We start from the raw sequence: 15,874 nt of genomic DNA, 5'->3' as shown, positions 1-15,874 counted from the left end.
GCCTGACGCGGCACCGCCCTCGTGGTCCCCTTGGCGTGGCGCGGCACCCGGACGGTGACGGCCGGAAGCATCATCGCCGGGGTCGCCATCCTGCACTGTGCACTGCACGTCCAACCTATGCCGGCCAACATCGCAGTGCCAATCGCTTTACGCACTTGCCGTCCTGTCCAGTTGGACGGAGGGAGATTTGACCCGCACCAAGCGGCTTCACGAACGCGCCCACTGCCGGGGTGGCCGACTTCGATGAACTCCTCCTTGGCGTCCGGGCCGCCGGGCTGCCTGCCGACTACTCCGTTGCGGGCGAGGGACGGCGCCAGCTGCCCCGGTGCGGGGCGGCGGGAGGGGGCATCGGCGTCGTTCGCTGACACCGCACCGATCCCCAAGCACGACGACGGCACCTCCACGGGCGCCCCGCTCCGGGCTGCGGCAACGGAATTCAAGCCATGGGGGCGGCTCTCTGCCACGGCGGCCCACGTCGTCCTGATGGATGTGAGCATGCCCAGTATGGATGGCATGGAAACAACGCGCAGGCTGATGGCGCGGACCAAGGTGGCGCCCATGCCGTCCGAACCAAGCCCTGCCAATGACGCAAATGCCTCCGCGGTCGCATCCGTGACGGCCCGCGAACACGAGTTTTTTGTGCTGATCTGCAACGGGCTCTCAAACCCTGCGATCGCCATGGAACTTTTCGTCTCCGAGGCGACGGTGAAAACCCATGTGGGGCACATCCTGGCCAAACTCCACGCCCGCGACAGGGTCCAGGTGGACCTCATCGCGTTTGAGGCAGGCATCGTCTCCTCCTCAACGAAGGGGTTAACCCTTGACCGCTCCCGCGGTGAGGCCTTGGACGATGAACTTGCTGGCGAAGGCGAAGATCACCAGCGTCGGGACAACCGTCAGCACGGCTGCGGCGGACATTGAGCCCCAGTCGATGTTGAAGCTGGAGATGAAACCGGCCAGCGCCGTCGGGATGGTCTTGTTTTCGTCGGAGTTCATCAGGGTCACGGACAGGAACAACTCGTTCCAGCAGTTGACGAAGTTGAAGATGAAGCTGGCGGCGATGCCGGGCATCATGACGGGGACAAGGACCCTGAACAGTGCGCTGAGGCGGGAGCAGCCGTCAATCATGGCCGCCTCCTCCAACGCATCGGGCACGTTTTCGAAGAAGCCGCGCAGCATGATGGTACAGAACGGTATGCAAATGGCGATGTACACCAGGATCAAGCCGGTCTTTGAATCGACAAGGTCGAATTTTGTCATCATCATGTACAGCGGGCCAAGGGCGATGAATCCGGGGATCATCTGGGTCAGCAGGAACGCGGCCATGACGGCGCCCCTGCCGGCGAACTGAAAGCGGGCCAGGACGTAGGCGGAGAGCAGCGAGATCAGCGTCGCCACGGTAGACGCCACGGTCGCCACGACGAGGCTGTTGATCATGTACCGGCCGAAGTCGCTCTTGGTGAACAAGCCGATGTAGTTCTCGAACGAGAGTTCCTTGGGCCAGTAATCCAAGGGTAGCGAATAGATGGTACCCGGGGCCTTGAGTGAGGTGACGACGATCCAGTACAGCGGGAATATCGTGACGATCAGGCAGATGCCAAGGAAGACAAATTTGCTGACCCGGCCAAAGGCGGTTTGTTTGTCAATCATCGGTTTACCTTTCGGGGGCGCATGGCCATCAGGTAGAAGACGGCGAACAGCATCAAGGTGCAGACCACGATGAGTCCCAGTGCCGAGGCCTGGCCGTAATCGCCTTCCTGCGTAATTTTGATCATGTACGTGGTGATGATGTGCGTCTGGTCCGCCGGACCGCCGCCCGTCATGGCCCAGATGATGTCAGGGAAGTTGAAGATCCAGATGATGCGCAGCAGGATCGTCAAGCCAAGCGTCACGGCAATGGCCGGCAGCGTGATGCTGAACAGCGTGCGAATCTTGCCGGCGCCGTCGATCGCCGCGGCCTCATACATTTCATCCGATACCGATTGCAGGGCCGCCAGGATCAGGATCGCGAAGAACGTCACGCCGTACCAAATGTTGGCAATGATGATTGCCGTCATGGCAAAGCCGGGCTCCGCCAGCCACGGGATGGGCGTTTGGATGATGCCCGCCTTCATCAGCAGGTCGTTGACCACGCCGAACTCGGCATTGAACATCCAGCGGAAAAGCATGCCGATGAGGAAACCTGACACGGCCCAGGGAAAGAAGATCAACGCCTGGTAGCCGCTGCGGAATCTGAACTTGCGCTTCAGGAACAGGGCCAGGGCGAACCCGATGACAACCTGTGGCACGAGTGAGCCAACAACCCACACCACGGTGTTGCGGACGATCGTGCCAAATTCCGGATTCTCAAACAACGTGATGAAGTTGCCCCAGCCCACCCAGGACGTGTCGGAGAGGTCATTGAGGTTCCAGTGTCTGAACGCCATCTGACTTCCGGAAATCATGGGGTAATAGGTGAAGATCGCAACGAAAATGGCTGCTGGGGCCATAAAGGCTGCCATGGTCCAGGCGGTTCGGGAGTTGAACCGCCGCTTTCTCCGGTACTCCGGGGACGGCCCGGGTGGTGCGCTGGCCGTTTCCGGTCCGCGCACCACCGTCCGCTGTGCATTGAAAGCCACGGTGAATTATCTCGCCATCTTTTCGGTCCAGTATGAATCCCAGCTGGCCAGCAGTTCCTTGGTGGACATCTTGCCCGTGAGGACCCGCTGCAGTTCGCCGTCGGACTTCTTGATCCATTCGGTCCACCAGGCAACACCGCGCGGCTGGACGGCCGATATGTAGGTGTCGGGGTTTTCTGTCATTGTCACGTAGGCGGCCCACGGGCCCTTGCTGTAGAACGGGTCCTTGGCGGCCGACTTCAGGATCGGGACAAGGCTGTTGTCCTTGCTGAAGGTGGTCGCCGGTTCGCCCTGCGCCAGGTACTTGATCAGCTTGACGGCCTCGGGCTTGTGGGCGCTGCTTTCGGCAATGCCCCAACCCGCGGACGCCACCGGCTGGATGGCCTTACCCGTGGGGCCGACCAGCAGCGGTGCAACATTCCACTGGTCTTTCTTGACGGAGGTGGATTCCTTGATTGTTGCAATCACTTCGGGGTCCTGTAGCAGGAACGCTGTGGAACCGTTGCTGAAGCCCTGCACCATTTCCGGGTAGCCCCAGGCAACTGACGACGGCGGCGAGCCCTTCTTGAACAGTTCCATGTAGTCGTCCATGGCCGTCTGCGCCTCAGGGGCGGAGAAGATGGTCTTGCCGTTGTTCAGCAGGAACGCGTTTTTCTTGTTGACCTGGTCCGCTGTGTAGGCCTCGATGACTGCCACGGCGTTTGAATTGGCGTTGGGGCCTCCGCGGAATGCGTAACCGAACTTGTTGGCGGAGGGGTCGTTGAGCTTCTCGGCCTGGTTGATCAGCTCCTTCCAGCTCGACGGCGGGCCGCTGAACCCTGCGTCCTTGACCAGGTCCGTCCGGTAGAACAGGGACAGGCCGTAGAAGCCGTAGGGGATGTAGTAGGTCTTGCCGTCCTGCTTTGAGTAGTTCACGGCGTTGTCGGTTAGGTCGGCCCAGCCACCCCAACCCTTCAGGTCTGCGCTCATGTCGTAGAGCCACTTGTTGGCGCCGAAGGAACCGACGGTGATGTCGCGGGCCTCCACGACGTCTATGCCCTTGCCCGACTGCAGCATCTGCTGGATCTTCTGGTCCGCGGAGTCGGTGGGAGGCGAAATCAGGTCAACCTTGATGTTGGGGTTGTCCTTTTCGAAGCCCGCGAGAAGCTTCTTGATGGTGTCGGTGCGTGTGGGGTTTGTCAGACTTTCAACCATTTTCAGGGTGACTTGGCCATTGGCGGCGTCCTTGCTGCCAGCGCCGCCGCATCCGGAGATTGCCAGGACGGCTGCCACACCCAGTGCGGCTATGGTCGTGAGTTTGGATTTCATGGATGACCTTTCAAAGTGGTGTGAGGCAGAGATTGTTTGTGTTCAGGAAGATTCAGTCAAGTCCCTTGTCAACGGGCCTGGGCGAGCTTGGCAAGGGCGGGGACGGCACGCTCGGCGAATGCTTCGTAGTCGGCCGGGGTGTTGTACAGGTGGGTGGACAGCCGGAGGTAGCCTGCTCCGCCAAAGGTGGTGATGGCCGTTTCAAAGTCAAGCTCATCGGAAATGAGTGCCCGCACCGCGTGTGAGTCCTCATGGGTTTCGGCAAGGCCCCGCGGCAGCCTGATCAGCCGGAGCGGATCAACCGGCATGCCCACGTCCACCGACGCGTCCTCCCCCGTCAGGGCTGAGAAGGCATGCTGCACAATGCGCTGGCCATAGTCGCCGAGGGAGGCGGCGTAGCTGCGGAACCCATCCCATCCGTATCTGGCTTCCACCGTGTCAATCGCCGTCCTTGCCGACATCCATGACGTGATGTCCTGGGTGCCAACGTGGTCGAAGCTCTCGGGGAAGACATGGGGGAAGCCCCACGAATCTATCAAGGGCTCCAGGTAGCGGCGGAACGCCCCGCGCGCCACCAGCGCCGCCGTGCCCCGCGGGGCGCAGGCAAACTTGTGCAGGTTTCCGACCCAGAACCCGTCAAAGTCGGGAACGGGTTCGGCAAGCACACCGGGTGCATGGGCGCCGTCGACAAGCACGGGAACACCAAGCTTCCCCGCTGCCGCGGCAATCTCCACGACGGGGAAGCGGCGCGCGGTGGCGGAAGTTATCTGGTCAATGACAATCAGGGCCGTGCGGTCGTTGACCTGCGCCATCACCAGTTCCAGGACAAGTGCCGCGTCGGCGTCGAGCGGCACCGAGGCCACCTGCACCTTTCCGTTGTGCTTGCGGGCAATGCGCTTTGCGCCTTCAAGAACCGCGCCGTAAGTGTGGTCGGTTGTGACGATTTCGGCGCCGTCGGCAAACGGCAGCGAGTTGTAGACGGCGCTGACGCCGGCACTGGCATTGATGACAAGCGCCATGTCCTCGTGGGGGACGCGCAGGAATTCCGCAATGCCGACGCGGGTGCCGGCCAGGGTGGCAGCCTGTCCCATGAACCAGGTGCAGGGATTTTGGTCCATCTCAACCTTGAGCCGGAGCTGTTGCTGTTGCGCAGCGAGGGGAACTGCCCCGTAGGAGCCGTGGTTCAGGTGGACCTTGCCCGGCGTCATGGACCAATCGGAAATGGCCGGGGCACCCTCGGGGGTGAGCAGGGGGAACGGTGCGGTCAGTGCGGGGATTGGCACGGTGGACTCTCTCTAGGGCGGATCGAAGTACCTGTAAGTTATCTCACAAAAAAGTCAAAGACAAGAGATCACTTCCAATACTCATCAGATGACTTCGTAAAGTTATGAGAATGTAATGCTTCCAGAGCCTCTTTGCGGCGCAAGATGTCCGATGACTTTGAAAACACATATGATGAGTTCAATGGTTGGCGGCGGTTCCCGCCGCCCCGACACGAGGAGCCCTACCGTGAGTGCAGTGGAAACGGCCATGCAGGGGCTGCGGTCCAAGATTGCATCAGGGGAACTGGCCCCCGGCCAAAAGTGTCCGCCGGAAGGTGAACTGTCAGCGCAGCTTGGCGTATCCAGAAGTTCCCTGCGCGAGGCCATCCGGGCCATGTCGGCACTGGGCGTCATGGAGGCGCGGCATGGATCCGGCACCTATGTGTCATCCTTGGAACCAGCCGAAATCCTCAAGGGGTTTGCACTGCTGGTTGACCTCTTCCCCTTCGACAGCGTCCTTGAGCTGTTTGAAATCCGGAGGGCCCTTGAGTCGCACGCCGCGGCCGGCGCGGCGGCAAAATGCACCCCGGAACTCCTGGCTGAACTCGACGACCTCACCGCCAGGATGGAGGCCACGGAGGATTCCGCGGACATTTCAGATTTGGATGCTCGCTTCCACGAAGCCATCTGCACGGCAGGGGGAAATTCGACGTTGACGGGCCTCATGGGCTTGTTCCGTTCCCGCGGACGGCATTTCAACATCTTCGACAGTGTTGAGGGGGCAACCGTGCGCCAGGTCAGCAACAAGGGCCACCGTGACATCCTCGAAGCCATCCGAAACCGAGATCCGGCCTCGGCAGCCACGGCCACCGCCGCACACATCGCCCAGAGCGAGTATTGGCTCAAGAAATTCCGTCCGGCGCCCCAGGTCTTGCCGCAGGTGCACCCTCAAGACCCGCCGCAAATGGACGCAGACTAGGCCTGTGGCTCCGGCCCGACCCGCCCAGCCGCCATCTCGGCGGCCATGGTCTCCACCATGACGCTGGTGGCCGCGGGGTTCAGGAAGGCGCGGTCGATCAGCGCACGGCTCCCCTCCGTGGCCAGTCCTCGCCCCCAGGCGGTGTTGCACAGACGGTAGCCAAGCTCCGGCTCCTCGGCAGGGCGTCCGGGTCTGGACCGCGGGTAGGAAGTCGTTGCCTGTGCGGCCTCGGTGATCTCAGGCAACACCATGCGTTGGGGTTCCAGCAGGATCCTCATGCCCCATTGCGGCCCGCACCCCCAACTGGCGTCCATCCTCGCGGACCGCGCCGTCCACCCCGGGGGGCGGCGGCTCCTCCCCGGCTCCGATCCCCCGGTGCTGCGCCGAAATTGGGCTGGGACCATGACGATCATCACTGAGAATTCCCAGCGCACCCGTTCACTGCCATCAAGGGCGCCGTCGAGGTCCGGAAAGTCAACCCTGATGCATTGCCTCGCCGGGCTGGATTCGGTCACATCCGGCGCCGAGGTCCTTGGCATGCTGCGCCGCTCCTCGCGCGAGATGGGGCAGTCAATCATCATGGTCACCCACGACACCGTGGTTGCCTCGTACGCCGACCGCGTCGTCCTGATGAACGACGGCGAACTGGTGGGCCAGCTGGAGGAGCCCACCACCGAGTCGGTGCTCTCTTCACTGGCGCAGCTGGGGGCGTAACCCATGCTGCAGATTTCACTGAGCCAACTCAAGACCCATTCCAGACGTTTCATGGCCCTCACCCTTGCCGTGCTGTTGGCCGTCGCCTCCCGGGACCGACCCGGTGCGGCAGACAACCGCCGACGCCGTCGTGGCGGAGTCCTATGGCAGCCAGACCATCTACACCAAAACACTCGTTGGGGGCGCCTCCATCGGCGCTACGCTGAGCAACCCTCCACCCTCCGAGCCGCTCAATCCGCAAACCCTGGCCTCCGGCTCATGGCCGCCGAAGGGAGGCAGGTGACGGTTGATCAAACTACAGCCGATCGCAAAAAGCTCTCCATGGGCAGCTCTGCCAGCTTCGTCCCGCAGGGCTGTGGAGACGCCCGCTGCCCCCCGGTCAAGGCCACGATCCCGTGGCTGCAGATCCTTGCAGTGGTGGGCGTCGCCGGTTTCCTCGTGATGGACTGATTGACCGGCACTTTCGACAAATGATCCCGTTCGCGGGTTTCGACACCGCTCTACGGGTATCGAAACCCGCAAACGGGATCATTTGTGCGTGAGGGGCAGTTGCGGTGCACCCATGAAGTTATCCACAGATACCCCGGACCCCCTTTCATCGCCCGGGACGGGGTGAAACGCTGGAGAACATGAGCATGCCACGACTGATTGTGCCGTCCGATCTGGAACAGCTCGGACAAGACCGCCGCAAGCTTGTGGACCTGAGCAACAAGGGCGAACTGATCCGGCTGCGCCGCGGTGTCTACGTCAATACCGCGGAGTGGCTCGAGCTTCGGCCACAGCAACAGTACGGCCTCAAGGCACTGGCATTTCAGCAACAGGCGCAGCGGCAGCCGGTATTCTGTGATGCCACCGCTGCCCTCCTTTGGGGCTTGTGGCTCGTTGGAACACCGCAAAGATTACACGTCGCGACAGAGGTGACAGCCGGTGGCAGAAGCCGCAATGGGGTTCAGCGGCACATCGGTTCAACGACAGAGGGGATCTCGCAGTGCGGCCCCTTCCTCATTACGAACAAGCTCTCAACGACGCTGCGCCTCATCCGCACCCTGGATTTCCCCTACGCGGTGGCAGTTTGCGATTCCGGCATGCGCGCCCCTGATCGCAAGCATTCGTTCAACCGATTCACACCGGTGGGCGCGGACGCCTTTCCGGGCGACCCGCTGTGGCAGAGCGCCTATCCTCAGGGGCCGGGCCTGAGCCGCGAAGAGCTCGTCGCAGCAGCCCAACTATTGCCAAGCAGGGCTGCACAACAACGCGCCCTGGCCGTCATCAATTTCGCCTCCCCCTTGTCGGGATCGGCCGGCGAATCGCTCAGCCGGGCAAAGATCCACCAGTTCGGATTTCCTGCCCCGATGCTGCAAAAGCGCTTCGGGCTCCGCGACGGCAGCGACGCCTATGTTGACTTCTGGTTCAAGGAGCTCCAACTCGCCGGAGAATTCGATGGAAAGGGGAAGTATCTGCGGGCTGATTGGGGCGGCGGACTGTCAATCCAGGATCGGGTGATGAAGGAAAAACAGCGCGAGGACCAGATCAGGGCCCAAGGAGTTGGATTTGTGAGGTGGGACTGGAAGGAAATGATGAACCGCGAGCGGTTCATCTCCTTGTTGCGCGAGGCCGGGCTACGGCAAAAGTAGTCATTGACACAAAAATGATCCCGTTTGCGGGTTTCGACACCGGTAGACCGGTGTCGAAACCCGCAAACGGGATCATTTGTCGAAGAGGGAGGGCTACGCCTCGACGGGGGCCGGCTCCTCGTACTTCGGGAAGATCGGCGCAGGGGCGGGCAGGACCGTTCCGGCCACCAGGGGCGTACCGAAGGCAGCGAACTGACGGACGGCGTCGTCCGCGGCAACACCCTGACCCAAAACGGTCAGGAGCTTCGCTGCGGCATCCGGCATGACCGGCTGAACCAGGAGCGAGACCATGCGAAGCACCTCAAGTGTCACGTACAGCACGGTTTCCATGCGGGGAACGTCGGTCTTGCGCAGCACCCAGGGGGCCTGATCGGCGAAGTACGCGTTGGTGTCGCCCAAAACGTGCCAGATCTTCTCCAGCGAACCGTGGAAATCCTGCACCTGGTACGCGGCGCGGGACTGCTCCAGCAGTGCGGCGGCAGCTGCCAGGATCTCCTGATCAGCAGGCGTGAACGCGCCGGGGGTCGGGACCACACCTTCGCAGTTCTTGGCCACCATGGACAGCGAACGCTGCGCAAGGTTGCCCAAGTTGTTGGCGAGGTCCGAGTTCATGCGCGCGACAACGGCGTCGTGGTTGTAGGAGCCGTCGGCACCGAAGGGAACCTCGCGCAGGAGGAAGAAACGGATCTGGTCCAGTCCGTACTGGGCAACCCAGTCGGCCGGCGAGACAACGTTGCCAAGGGACTTGGACATCTTCACGCCGTTGTTGTGCAGGAAGCCGTGGATCATGACGCGCTTGGGCAGTTCAAGCCCCGCTGACATCAGGAATGCGGGCCAGTAGACGGCGTGGAAGCGGGAGATGTCCTTGCCGATGATGTGGACGTCGGCGGGCCAGTACTTCTTGAAGGCCTCCGACTCCGTGTCGGGGTATCCGACGGCGGTCAGGTAGTTGGTGAGCGCGTCAACCCACACGTACATGACGTGCTTGTCATTGCCGGGAACGGGAACGCCCCAGTCGAAGGTGGTGCGGCTGACGGAAAGGTCCTCGAGGCCGCCCTTGACGAAGCTGATGACCTCGTTGAAACGCGTGCGCGGTGCACCGAATTCGGGCTGGTCAGCGTAAAGTGCCAGCAGCTTGTCCTGGTAGTTCGAGAGGCGGAAGAAGTAGCTTTCCTCCTCGGTCCAGGTCAGCTCCGTGTCTGTGACCTTCGAGTAGCGCTTGCCGTCGTCGCGCAGCTCGGTTTCGTCTTCACCGTAGTAGGCCTCGTCGCGGACGGAGTACCAGCCCTCGTACTTGCCGAGGTAGATGTCGCCGGCGTCTTCCATCTTCTTCCAGATGGCCTGCGAGGCGGCGTAGTGGTCCGCGTCAGTGGTGCGGATGAACCTGTCATAGGTGATGCCGAGGGCCTTGTGCGTGTCCTTGAAGATCGTGACGTTGCGGTCAACGAGTTCCTTAGGCGACATGCCCTCCTTCTCGGCCGTCTGCGCGATCTTCATGCCGTGCTCATCGGTGCCCGTCAGGAACTTCACGTCGAAGCCGTCGAGGCGCTTGAAGCGTGCCATGGCGTCTGTCGCGATGTATTCGTAGGCGTGCCCGATGTGCGGATCGCCGTTGGGGTACGTGATGGCGGTGGTCAGGTAGTAAGGCGTCTTGGCCGTGTCAGATGATGTCACCCTATGAATTTACCGTGAACGGGCACCAAACCTCGATTCGTGACCGCCGCAGCTGGCTTAAAGCACGACGGCGGCCGGGCTCCCTCGCGGGCAGTAAGATTTTCGCGGTCGCTGGGCAACCTTAAAAATCCATCCCCGCTCCGGGAACCCCGCCACCGTCGTCAAAGCGACCGGCGACTACCTGACGCTAGTCCTCCAGGTCGACCTCGCGGGCCATGGTGGCACCGATCTCGGCCTTGATGGAATCCAGCAGGGCCTGCGGCACTGAGCTGTCCACGGTGATGAGGGCCAGGGCCTGGCCGCCCTCGGTGTGGCGGGCAACCTGCATGCCGGCGATGTTGACGTCATTCTCGCCCAGCAGGCGGCCGAGTGAGCCGACGACGCCGGGACGGTCAGCGTAGGAGATCACCAGGAGGTGGTCGCTCATGGGGATTTCAAGGTCGTAGCCGTTGACCGAAACGATCTTCTGGATCTGCTTCGGGCCCGTCAGTGTGCCTGAAACTGAGATCTGCGAATCGTCGGACAGTGCGCCGCGGATGGTCAGCACGTTGCGGTAGTCGGCTGATTCCAGCGTGGTGATCAGGTTGGTCTTGATGCCGCGCTGTTCGGCCAAAACCGGTGCATTGACGTAGGAGACCTGCTCGGAAACGACGTCCTTGAAGACACCCTTCAGTGCCGAAAGTTCCAGTGCCTTGACGTCGAGGGCTGCAATTTCACCGGCAACTTCGACGTCGATCTGGGTCACGGAGGCGTGGGTCAGCGCGGTGAAGATCCGGCCCAGCTTCTCGATCAGGGGGATGCCCGGGCGGACGTCGGCGGCAATGACGCCACCTGCGACGTTCACGGCGTCGGGCACAAGCTCTCCGGCCAGTGCAAGGCGCACGGACCTGGCGACGGATACGCCGGCCTTTTCCTGCGCTTCCTCGGTGGAGGCACCCAGGTGCGGGGTGGCGATGACGTTGTCGAGTTCAAGGAAGGCGACGTCGGTTGCGGGCTCTTTGACGAATACGTCGATGCCGGCGCCGGCGATGTCCCCTTCGCGCAGGGCGATGTTCAGTGCTGCTTCGTCGATGAGGCCACCGCGGGCCACGTTGATGACGTAGGCGGTCTTCTTCATCTTCTTGAACGCTTCGGTGCCAATCATGCCCAGGGTCTCGGGGGTGCGCGGCATGTGGATGGTGATGAAGTCGGACTGTTCCAGCAGTTCATCCAGGGAGAGCAACTGGACGCCGAGGCTGGCCGCACGTGCCGAGGTGACGTAAGGGTCGTACGCGACGATTTCCATGCCGAAGGCCTTGGCGCGCTCTGTGATCAGGGCGCCGATGCGGCCCAGGCCGATGATGCCGAGCTTCTTTTCCAGCAGTTCGGTGCCTGTGTATTTGGAGCGCTTCCACTCGCCGTTCTTCAGGGCGGTGCTGGCGGCCGGGATGTGGCGGGCCAGGGAGAGGATGTGGCCGATGGTCAGTTCCGCTGCTGAAACAATGTTCGACGTCGGGGCGTTGACAACCATGACCCCGGCCTGTGTCGCTGCCTTGATGTCCACGTTGTCCAGCCCCACACCGGCACGTGCAATGACCTTCAGGTTCTTCGCTGCGGCAATGGCCTCGGCATCAACCAGCGTTGCGGAACGAACCAGGATCGCGTCGACGTCAACGATTGCGGAAAGCAGTTCGGAGCGGTTTGCCCCATCGGCCTGACGGATCTCGAAATCGGGACCCAGCGCCTCAATCGTGGCGGGCGAAAGTTCCTCAGCGAGGAGTACTACTGGCTTGGTGGCGCTCACCTGGTGACCTCTTTAGCTCTCATGTATGTGTTCTTGTGGGGATTTTGGTGATTGGTTTTTGTGTTGTAAATCAACAGCAAAAGCCGGACTCCAGTTTATGGGAGCCCGGCTTCGGTGCCGTAATAATCGGCAAAAACACCGACGCAAGCGATGTATCTCACACTTTACGCGTTGGGCCCACACGCCCGAATAACCAGAAGCGTTGGGCCCACACGCCCGACTAACCGAAAGCGTTGGGCCCACACGCCCGAGGGACCCAAAATTTGGTTCGCTTGCGAACCAAATTTTGGGAGGGCGTGGGGACTAGCGGGCTACGGAGCCTTCGGTGTAGTCGTCGCTGTTGCTGATCCAGGAGAACAGCCCACGCAGTTCGCGGCCGGTGGCCTCGATCGGGTGTTCTTCGCCCTTCTTGCGCAGCGCCTTGAATTCAACGCCGCCGTTGTCCTGGTCCTCGATGAAACGCTTGGCGAAGGCGCCGCTCTGGATGTCCGCGAGGACAGCCTTCATGTTTTCCTTGACCTCCGGGGTGATGACGCGGGGGCCGGAGACGTAGTCGCCGTACTCTGCGGTGTCGGAGACACTCCAGCGCTGCTTGGCGATGCCACCTTCCCACATGAGGTCAACGATGAGCTTGAGCTCGTGCAGGACCTCGAAGTAGGCGATTTCCGGCTTGTAGCCGGCTTCGGTCAGTACTTCAAAGCCGTACTGGACCAGCTGTGAGGTGCCGCCGCAGAGAACTGCCTGCTCGCCGAACAGGTCGGTTTCGGTCTCTTCGGTGAACGTGGTTTCGATGACGCCGGCGCGGGTTCCGCCGATGGCCTTCGCGTAGGACAGTGCCAGTGCCTTGGCGCCGCCGGTGAAGTCCTGCTCAACGGCGATCAGGTCGGGGATGCCACGGCCGGCTTCGAATTCGCGGCGAACCGTGTGGCCCGGAGCCTTCGGGGCAACCAGGGCGACGTCGACGTCGGCCGGCGGGGTGATGTAGCCGAAGCGGATGTTGAAGCCGTGGCCGAAGAACAGGGCGTCGCCGGCCTTCAGGTTCGGTGCAATGTCCTCTGCGTACACGAAGCGCTGGACCTGGTCCGGGGTCAGGATCATGATCAGGTCGGCTTCGGCCGTTGCTTCGGCGACGCTGAGGACGCGCAGGCCCTCTGCCTCGGCCTTGGCGATGGACTTGGAGCCTGCCTTGAGGCCAACGCGAACGTCGACGCCGGAATCGCGCAGGCTCAGTGCGTGTGCGTGGCCCTGGCTGCCGTAGCCGATAACGGCGACCTTGCGACCCTGGATGATGGACAGGTCGGCATCGTCGTCGTAGTACATGTCAGTCACTGTGGAACTCCTTGGTAAATGGTGTGTTGCCGTACGTTGAAAAGTATTTCGGGATGGCCCGGGGCCAGTGTCCTGAAGGACCGTGCGCTAGGAAGCGCGAAGGGCCCTGTCGCTCATGGAACGGGATCCCCGCCCAATAGCCAAGGTGCCTGATTGCACGATTTCCCGGATGCCAAATGGTTCCAGGACGTTCAGCAATGCAGCGAGCTTGTCCGCGTAGCCGGTGGCTTCAATGGTCACCGAATCTGTGGATACATCGACCACCGAAGCCCTGAAAAGATCTGCTGCCTGGGTTACCTGCAGTCTTGTGGCGGCGTCCGCGCGCACCTTGACCAGGATGTGGTCGCGTTGCACGGAATTCTCTGAAACAAGTTCAACGATCTTGATGACGTTGACAAGTTTATTCAGCTGTTTGGTGACTTGTTCAATGAGGTCACCGCTGGCGTCAACCACAACGGTCATGCGGGAGATGCCCGCATTCTCCGTGGGGCCAACTGCCAGTGAGTTGATGTTAAACGCACGGCGGGCAAACATGCTCGCTACGCGGGTCAACACACCGGGCTTGTCTTCAACCAGTACGGAAAGAGTATGTCGAGTCATGCTTAGTCCTCCTCGTCCCACACCGGGGTCAGGTTCCGGGCAACTTGAATCTGGTCATTGCTGACACCTGAGGGGACCATCGGCCACACCATGGAGTCGGGGCTGACCACGAAGTCGATGATGACCGGTCGGTCATTGATGGCCAGGGCGGCCTCAATCGTTGCGTCGATGTCCTCGACGCGCTCACAGCGCAGGCCGACGCAGTCATACGCGTCCGCCATTTTCACGAAGTCCGGCACGCGGATGGTGTCGTGTCCGGTATTCAGGTCGGTGTTGGAATACCGGCTGTCGTAGAACAGCGTCTGCCACTGGCGCACCATGCCGAGCGAGGAATTGTTGATGATGGCAACCTTGATCGGAATATTGTTGATCCGGCAAGTCGCCAATTCCTGGTTGGTCATCTGGAAGCAGCCGTCCCCGTCAATGGCCCAGACAACTCGGTCGGGGTTGCCGACCTTAGCGCCCATGGCCGCCGGGACGGAGTAGCCCATGGTGCCGGCACCGCCGGAGTTGAGCCAGGCACGGGGCCGCTCGTACTTGATGAACTGTGCAGCCCACATCTGGTGCTGTCCGACGCCTGCAGCGTAGACAGCCTCGGGGCCCGTCAGCGCGCCGATGCGCGAGATGACGCGCTGCGGGGACATGAGTCCGTCTTCAGGCTCTGTCCAACCCAGCGGGTAGGTGTCGCGCAGGTTGCCCAGGAACGCCCACCAGTCGCCCAGGTTGGGTGCACCCTTGGCCTCAAACTCGACCTTCACCGCGGCCGTCAGGTCCGGGATGATTTCCTTGACCGAACCGACGATCGGGACATCTGCGGTGCGGTTCTTGGAAATTTCCGCCGGATCGATGTCGGCGTGGATGACTTTTGCATAGGGTGCGAAGCTGCTGAGCACACCGGTGACGCGGTCATCAAAGCGCGCGCCCAGCGTGATGAGCAGGTCCGACTGCTGCAGTGCCGTTACGGCGGACACCGTGCCGTGCATACCGGGCATGCCCACGTGCAGGGGGTGCGAATCCGGGAAAACACCACGGGCCATCAAGGTGGTGACAACAGGTGCGCCGGTCAGTTCCGCCAGCACCATGAGTTCGGCGGAAGCGTTGCCCTTGAGTACACCGCCACCCACGTACAGCACGGGTTTCTTGGCTTCGCGGATCAAGCGGGCCGCTTCACGCAACTGCTTGGAATGGCCGCGGGACACCGGGCGGTAGCCGGGCAGGTCGATGACAGGCGGCCAGGAGAAGGTCATCTGCCCGACCTGGGCGTCCTTGGCAACGTCGACCAGCACGGGGCCCGGGCGTCCGGTCGAGGCGAGGTGGAATGCCTCGGCCAGGACACGGGGAAGGTCGTTGGGGTCGGTCACCAGGTACGAGTGCTTCGTGATCGGCATGGTGATGCCGACGATGTCAGCTTCCTGGAAGGCGTCGGTGCCAATCACGGCGCTGGATACTTGGCCGGTGATGGCAACGAGCGGCACGGAGTCCATGTGTGCGTCCATGATGGCCGTCACCAAGTTGGTGGCGCCGGGGCCGGAGGTGGCGATGCACACGCCAACGTTGCCGGTGACCATGGCGTAGCCCTGTGCGGCATGACCTGCGCCCTGCTCGTGGCGCACGAGGATGTGGTTGAGCGAGGAAGCCATGAGGGGGTCGTACGTGGGAAGGATTGCTCCACCGGGCAATCCGAAAATATCCTTGACACCCAGCTCTTCAAGTGAACGAACGAGTGCTTCGGAGCCGGTCATCTGTATGGGTGCCACAACATTGTTGGGGCCCAGGACGTCGGAGACTGGGGCATTGGTGCCCACGGCACCAGATGCGGCGCCGGTTGGGGCTCCTTGTCCGGAGGACTTGGTTGCCATCAGCGCTGGGCTGGCGGACGTTCCTTTACTCATCGGTTCTTCCTTTGGGAAACTCATGCTTTGGGGTGGTTCTTCTTCGGTTGCGCTCATTGCAGGGTGGTTCACGCAGTATTA

15 protein-coding genes and 1 pseudogene are annotated in these 15,874 nt (G+C 62.0%); 6 read left to right on the top strand and 10 right to left on the bottom strand.

What is annotated here, in order from left to right; genetic code table 11:
- Positions 1–243: 243 nt before the first annotated feature.
- Positions 244–921 (top strand): response regulator transcription factor, encoded by a 678-nt coding sequence (locus tag AAGW05_RS01665; protein WP_411802721.1) that lies wholly within the window; start codon positions 244–246, stop codon positions 919–921.
- On the opposite strand, the gene AAGW05_RS01660 is transcribed toward AAGW05_RS01665, so the two are convergent.
- The 4 genes from AAGW05_RS01660 to AAGW05_RS01645 form a co-directional block, all read right to left on the bottom strand.
- Positions 814–1,650 carry a carbohydrate ABC transporter permease gene (locus AAGW05_RS01660; RefSeq protein WP_411802720.1) on the bottom strand — a complete coding sequence of 279 codons (837 nt, stop codon included), beginning with the start codon at positions 1,648–1,650 and terminating at the stop codon, positions 814–816. The two genes, AAGW05_RS01665 and AAGW05_RS01660, sit on opposite strands and share 108 nt — an antisense overlap.
- A complete protein-coding gene (locus AAGW05_RS01655) occupies positions 1,647–2,489 on the bottom strand; it encodes a carbohydrate ABC transporter permease (protein ID WP_411802719.1) in 843 nt (280 codons plus the stop codon). Before AAGW05_RS01655 ends, AAGW05_RS01660 begins: the two co-directional genes overlap by 4 nt.
- A 135-nt stretch (positions 2,490–2,624) precedes the next feature.
- The gene (locus AAGW05_RS01650) at positions 2,625–3,926 is read right to left on the bottom strand and encodes an ABC transporter substrate-binding protein (protein WP_411802718.1); all 1,302 of its coding nucleotides are present in this window, start codon (positions 3,924–3,926) and stop codon (positions 2,625–2,627) included.
- Between the two features lie 68 nt (positions 3,927–3,994).
- A complete protein-coding gene (locus AAGW05_RS01645) occupies positions 3,995–5,209 on the bottom strand; it encodes an aminotransferase class V-fold PLP-dependent enzyme (protein ID WP_411802717.1) in 1,215 nt (404 codons plus the stop codon).
- 226 nt (positions 5,210–5,435) lie between these two features.
- Here AAGW05_RS01645 and AAGW05_RS01640 point away from each other — a divergent pair, with 226 nt between their 5' ends.
- Positions 5,436–6,167, top strand: a complete 732-nt coding sequence (locus AAGW05_RS01640; protein WP_411802716.1) for a FadR/GntR family transcriptional regulator — start codon at positions 5,436–5,438, stop codon at positions 6,165–6,167.
- Here the strand turns inward: AAGW05_RS01640 and AAGW05_RS01635 are convergent.
- Complete coding sequence (locus AAGW05_RS01635) at positions 6,164–6,445, bottom strand: GNAT family N-acetyltransferase (RefSeq protein WP_411802715.1); 282 nt, start codon at positions 6,443–6,445, stop codon at positions 6,164–6,166. The two genes, AAGW05_RS01640 and AAGW05_RS01635, sit on opposite strands and share 4 nt — an antisense overlap.
- 223 nt (positions 6,446–6,668) lie before the next feature.
- Here AAGW05_RS01635 and AAGW05_RS01630 point away from each other — a divergent pair.
- The 4 genes and pseudogenes from AAGW05_RS01630 to AAGW05_RS01615 all read left to right on the top strand — a co-directional run.
- A pseudogene (locus AAGW05_RS01630) lies at positions 6,669–6,881 on the top strand (ABC transporter ATP-binding protein); the annotation flags it as partial.
- Positions 6,882–6,984: 103 nt separating this feature from the next.
- Positions 6,985–7,164 carry a hypothetical protein gene (locus AAGW05_RS01625; RefSeq protein ID WP_411802714.1) on the top strand — a complete coding sequence of 60 codons (180 nt, stop codon included), beginning with the start codon at positions 6,985–6,987 and terminating at the stop codon, positions 7,162–7,164.
- Complete coding sequence (locus tag AAGW05_RS01620) at positions 7,161–7,331, top strand: hypothetical protein (RefSeq protein ID WP_411802713.1); 171 nt, start codon at positions 7,161–7,163, stop codon at positions 7,329–7,331. The genes AAGW05_RS01625 and AAGW05_RS01620 overlap by 4 nt, the downstream gene beginning before the upstream one ends.
- 179 nt (positions 7,332–7,510) lie before the next feature.
- Positions 7,511–8,515 carry a type IV toxin-antitoxin system AbiEi family antitoxin domain-containing protein gene (locus AAGW05_RS01615; RefSeq protein ID WP_411802712.1) on the top strand — a complete coding sequence of 335 codons (1,005 nt, stop codon included), beginning with the start codon at positions 7,511–7,513 and terminating at the stop codon, positions 8,513–8,515.
- 93 nt (positions 8,516–8,608) lie between these two features.
- Here the strand turns inward: AAGW05_RS01615 and metG are convergent, their stop codons facing one another.
- The 5 genes from metG to AAGW05_RS01590 all read right to left on the bottom strand — a co-directional run bounded on the left by metG (position 8,609) and on the right by AAGW05_RS01590 (position 15,793).
- The gene (metG, locus tag AAGW05_RS01610; protein ID WP_411802711.1) at positions 8,609–10,189 is read right to left on the bottom strand and encodes a methionine--tRNA ligase; all 1,581 of its coding nucleotides are present in this window, start codon (positions 10,187–10,189) and stop codon (positions 8,609–8,611) included.
- A 187-nt stretch (positions 10,190–10,376) separates the two neighbouring features.
- Positions 10,377–11,972 (bottom strand): phosphoglycerate dehydrogenase, encoded by a 1,596-nt coding sequence (gene serA / locus AAGW05_RS01605; protein ID WP_411802710.1) that lies wholly within the window; start codon positions 11,970–11,972, stop codon positions 10,377–10,379.
- Between the two features lie 303 nt (positions 11,973–12,275).
- Positions 12,276–13,301: a ketol-acid reductoisomerase gene (ilvC, locus tag AAGW05_RS01600; protein ID WP_411802709.1), complete on the bottom strand. Its 1,026-nt coding sequence runs from the start codon at positions 13,299–13,301 to the stop codon at positions 12,276–12,278.
- Between the two features lie 87 nt (positions 13,302–13,388).
- Positions 13,389–13,901, bottom strand: coding sequence for an acetolactate synthase small subunit (gene ilvN / locus AAGW05_RS01595; protein WP_411802708.1), 513 nt, complete (start codon positions 13,899–13,901; stop codon positions 13,389–13,391).
- 2 nt (positions 13,902–13,903) lie between these two features.
- Complete coding sequence (locus tag AAGW05_RS01590) at positions 13,904–15,793, bottom strand: acetolactate synthase large subunit (protein WP_411802707.1); 1,890 nt, start codon at positions 15,791–15,793, stop codon at positions 13,904–13,906.
- Between the last annotated feature and the right edge of the window lie 81 nt (positions 15,794–15,874).

The sequence above is a fragment of the Arthrobacter sp. LAPM80 genome, assembly GCF_046736435.1.
In the GTDB taxonomy this organism is placed as follows: Bacteria; Actinomycetota; Actinomycetes; order Actinomycetales; family Micrococcaceae; genus Specibacter.
The sequence above is the reverse complement of the archived record's forward strand: the minus strand, read 5'-3'. Positions and strand labels throughout refer to the sequence as shown.

Coding starts and splice junctions, on each gene's coding strand:
- AAGW05_RS01665 (WP_411802721.1), top strand. CDS start 244: ATGAACTCCTCCTTGGCGTCCGGGCCGCCGGGCTGCCTGCCGACTACT.
- AAGW05_RS01660 (WP_411802720.1), bottom strand. CDS start 1,650: ATGATTGACAAACAAACCGCCTTTGGCCGGGTCAGCAAATTTGTCTTC.
- AAGW05_RS01655 (WP_411802719.1), bottom strand. CDS start 2,489: ATGGCCCCAGCAGCCATTTTCGTTGCGATCTTCACCTATTACCCCATG.
- AAGW05_RS01650 (WP_411802718.1), bottom strand. CDS start 3,926: ATGAAATCCAAACTCACGACCATAGCCGCACTGGGTGTGGCAGCCGTC.
- AAGW05_RS01635 (WP_411802715.1), bottom strand. CDS start 6,445: ATGAGGATCCTGCTGGAACCCCAACGCATGGTGTTGCCTGAGATCACC.
- AAGW05_RS01615 (WP_411802712.1), top strand. CDS start 7,511: ATGAGCATGCCACGACTGATTGTGCCGTCCGATCTGGAACAGCTCGGA.
- ilvN (WP_411802708.1), bottom strand. CDS start 13,901: ATGACTCGACATACTCTTTCCGTACTGGTTGAAGACAAGCCCGGTGTG.
- AAGW05_RS01590 (WP_411802707.1), bottom strand. CDS start 15,793: ATGAGTAAAGGAACGTCCGCCAGCCCAGCGCTGATGGCAACCAAGTCC.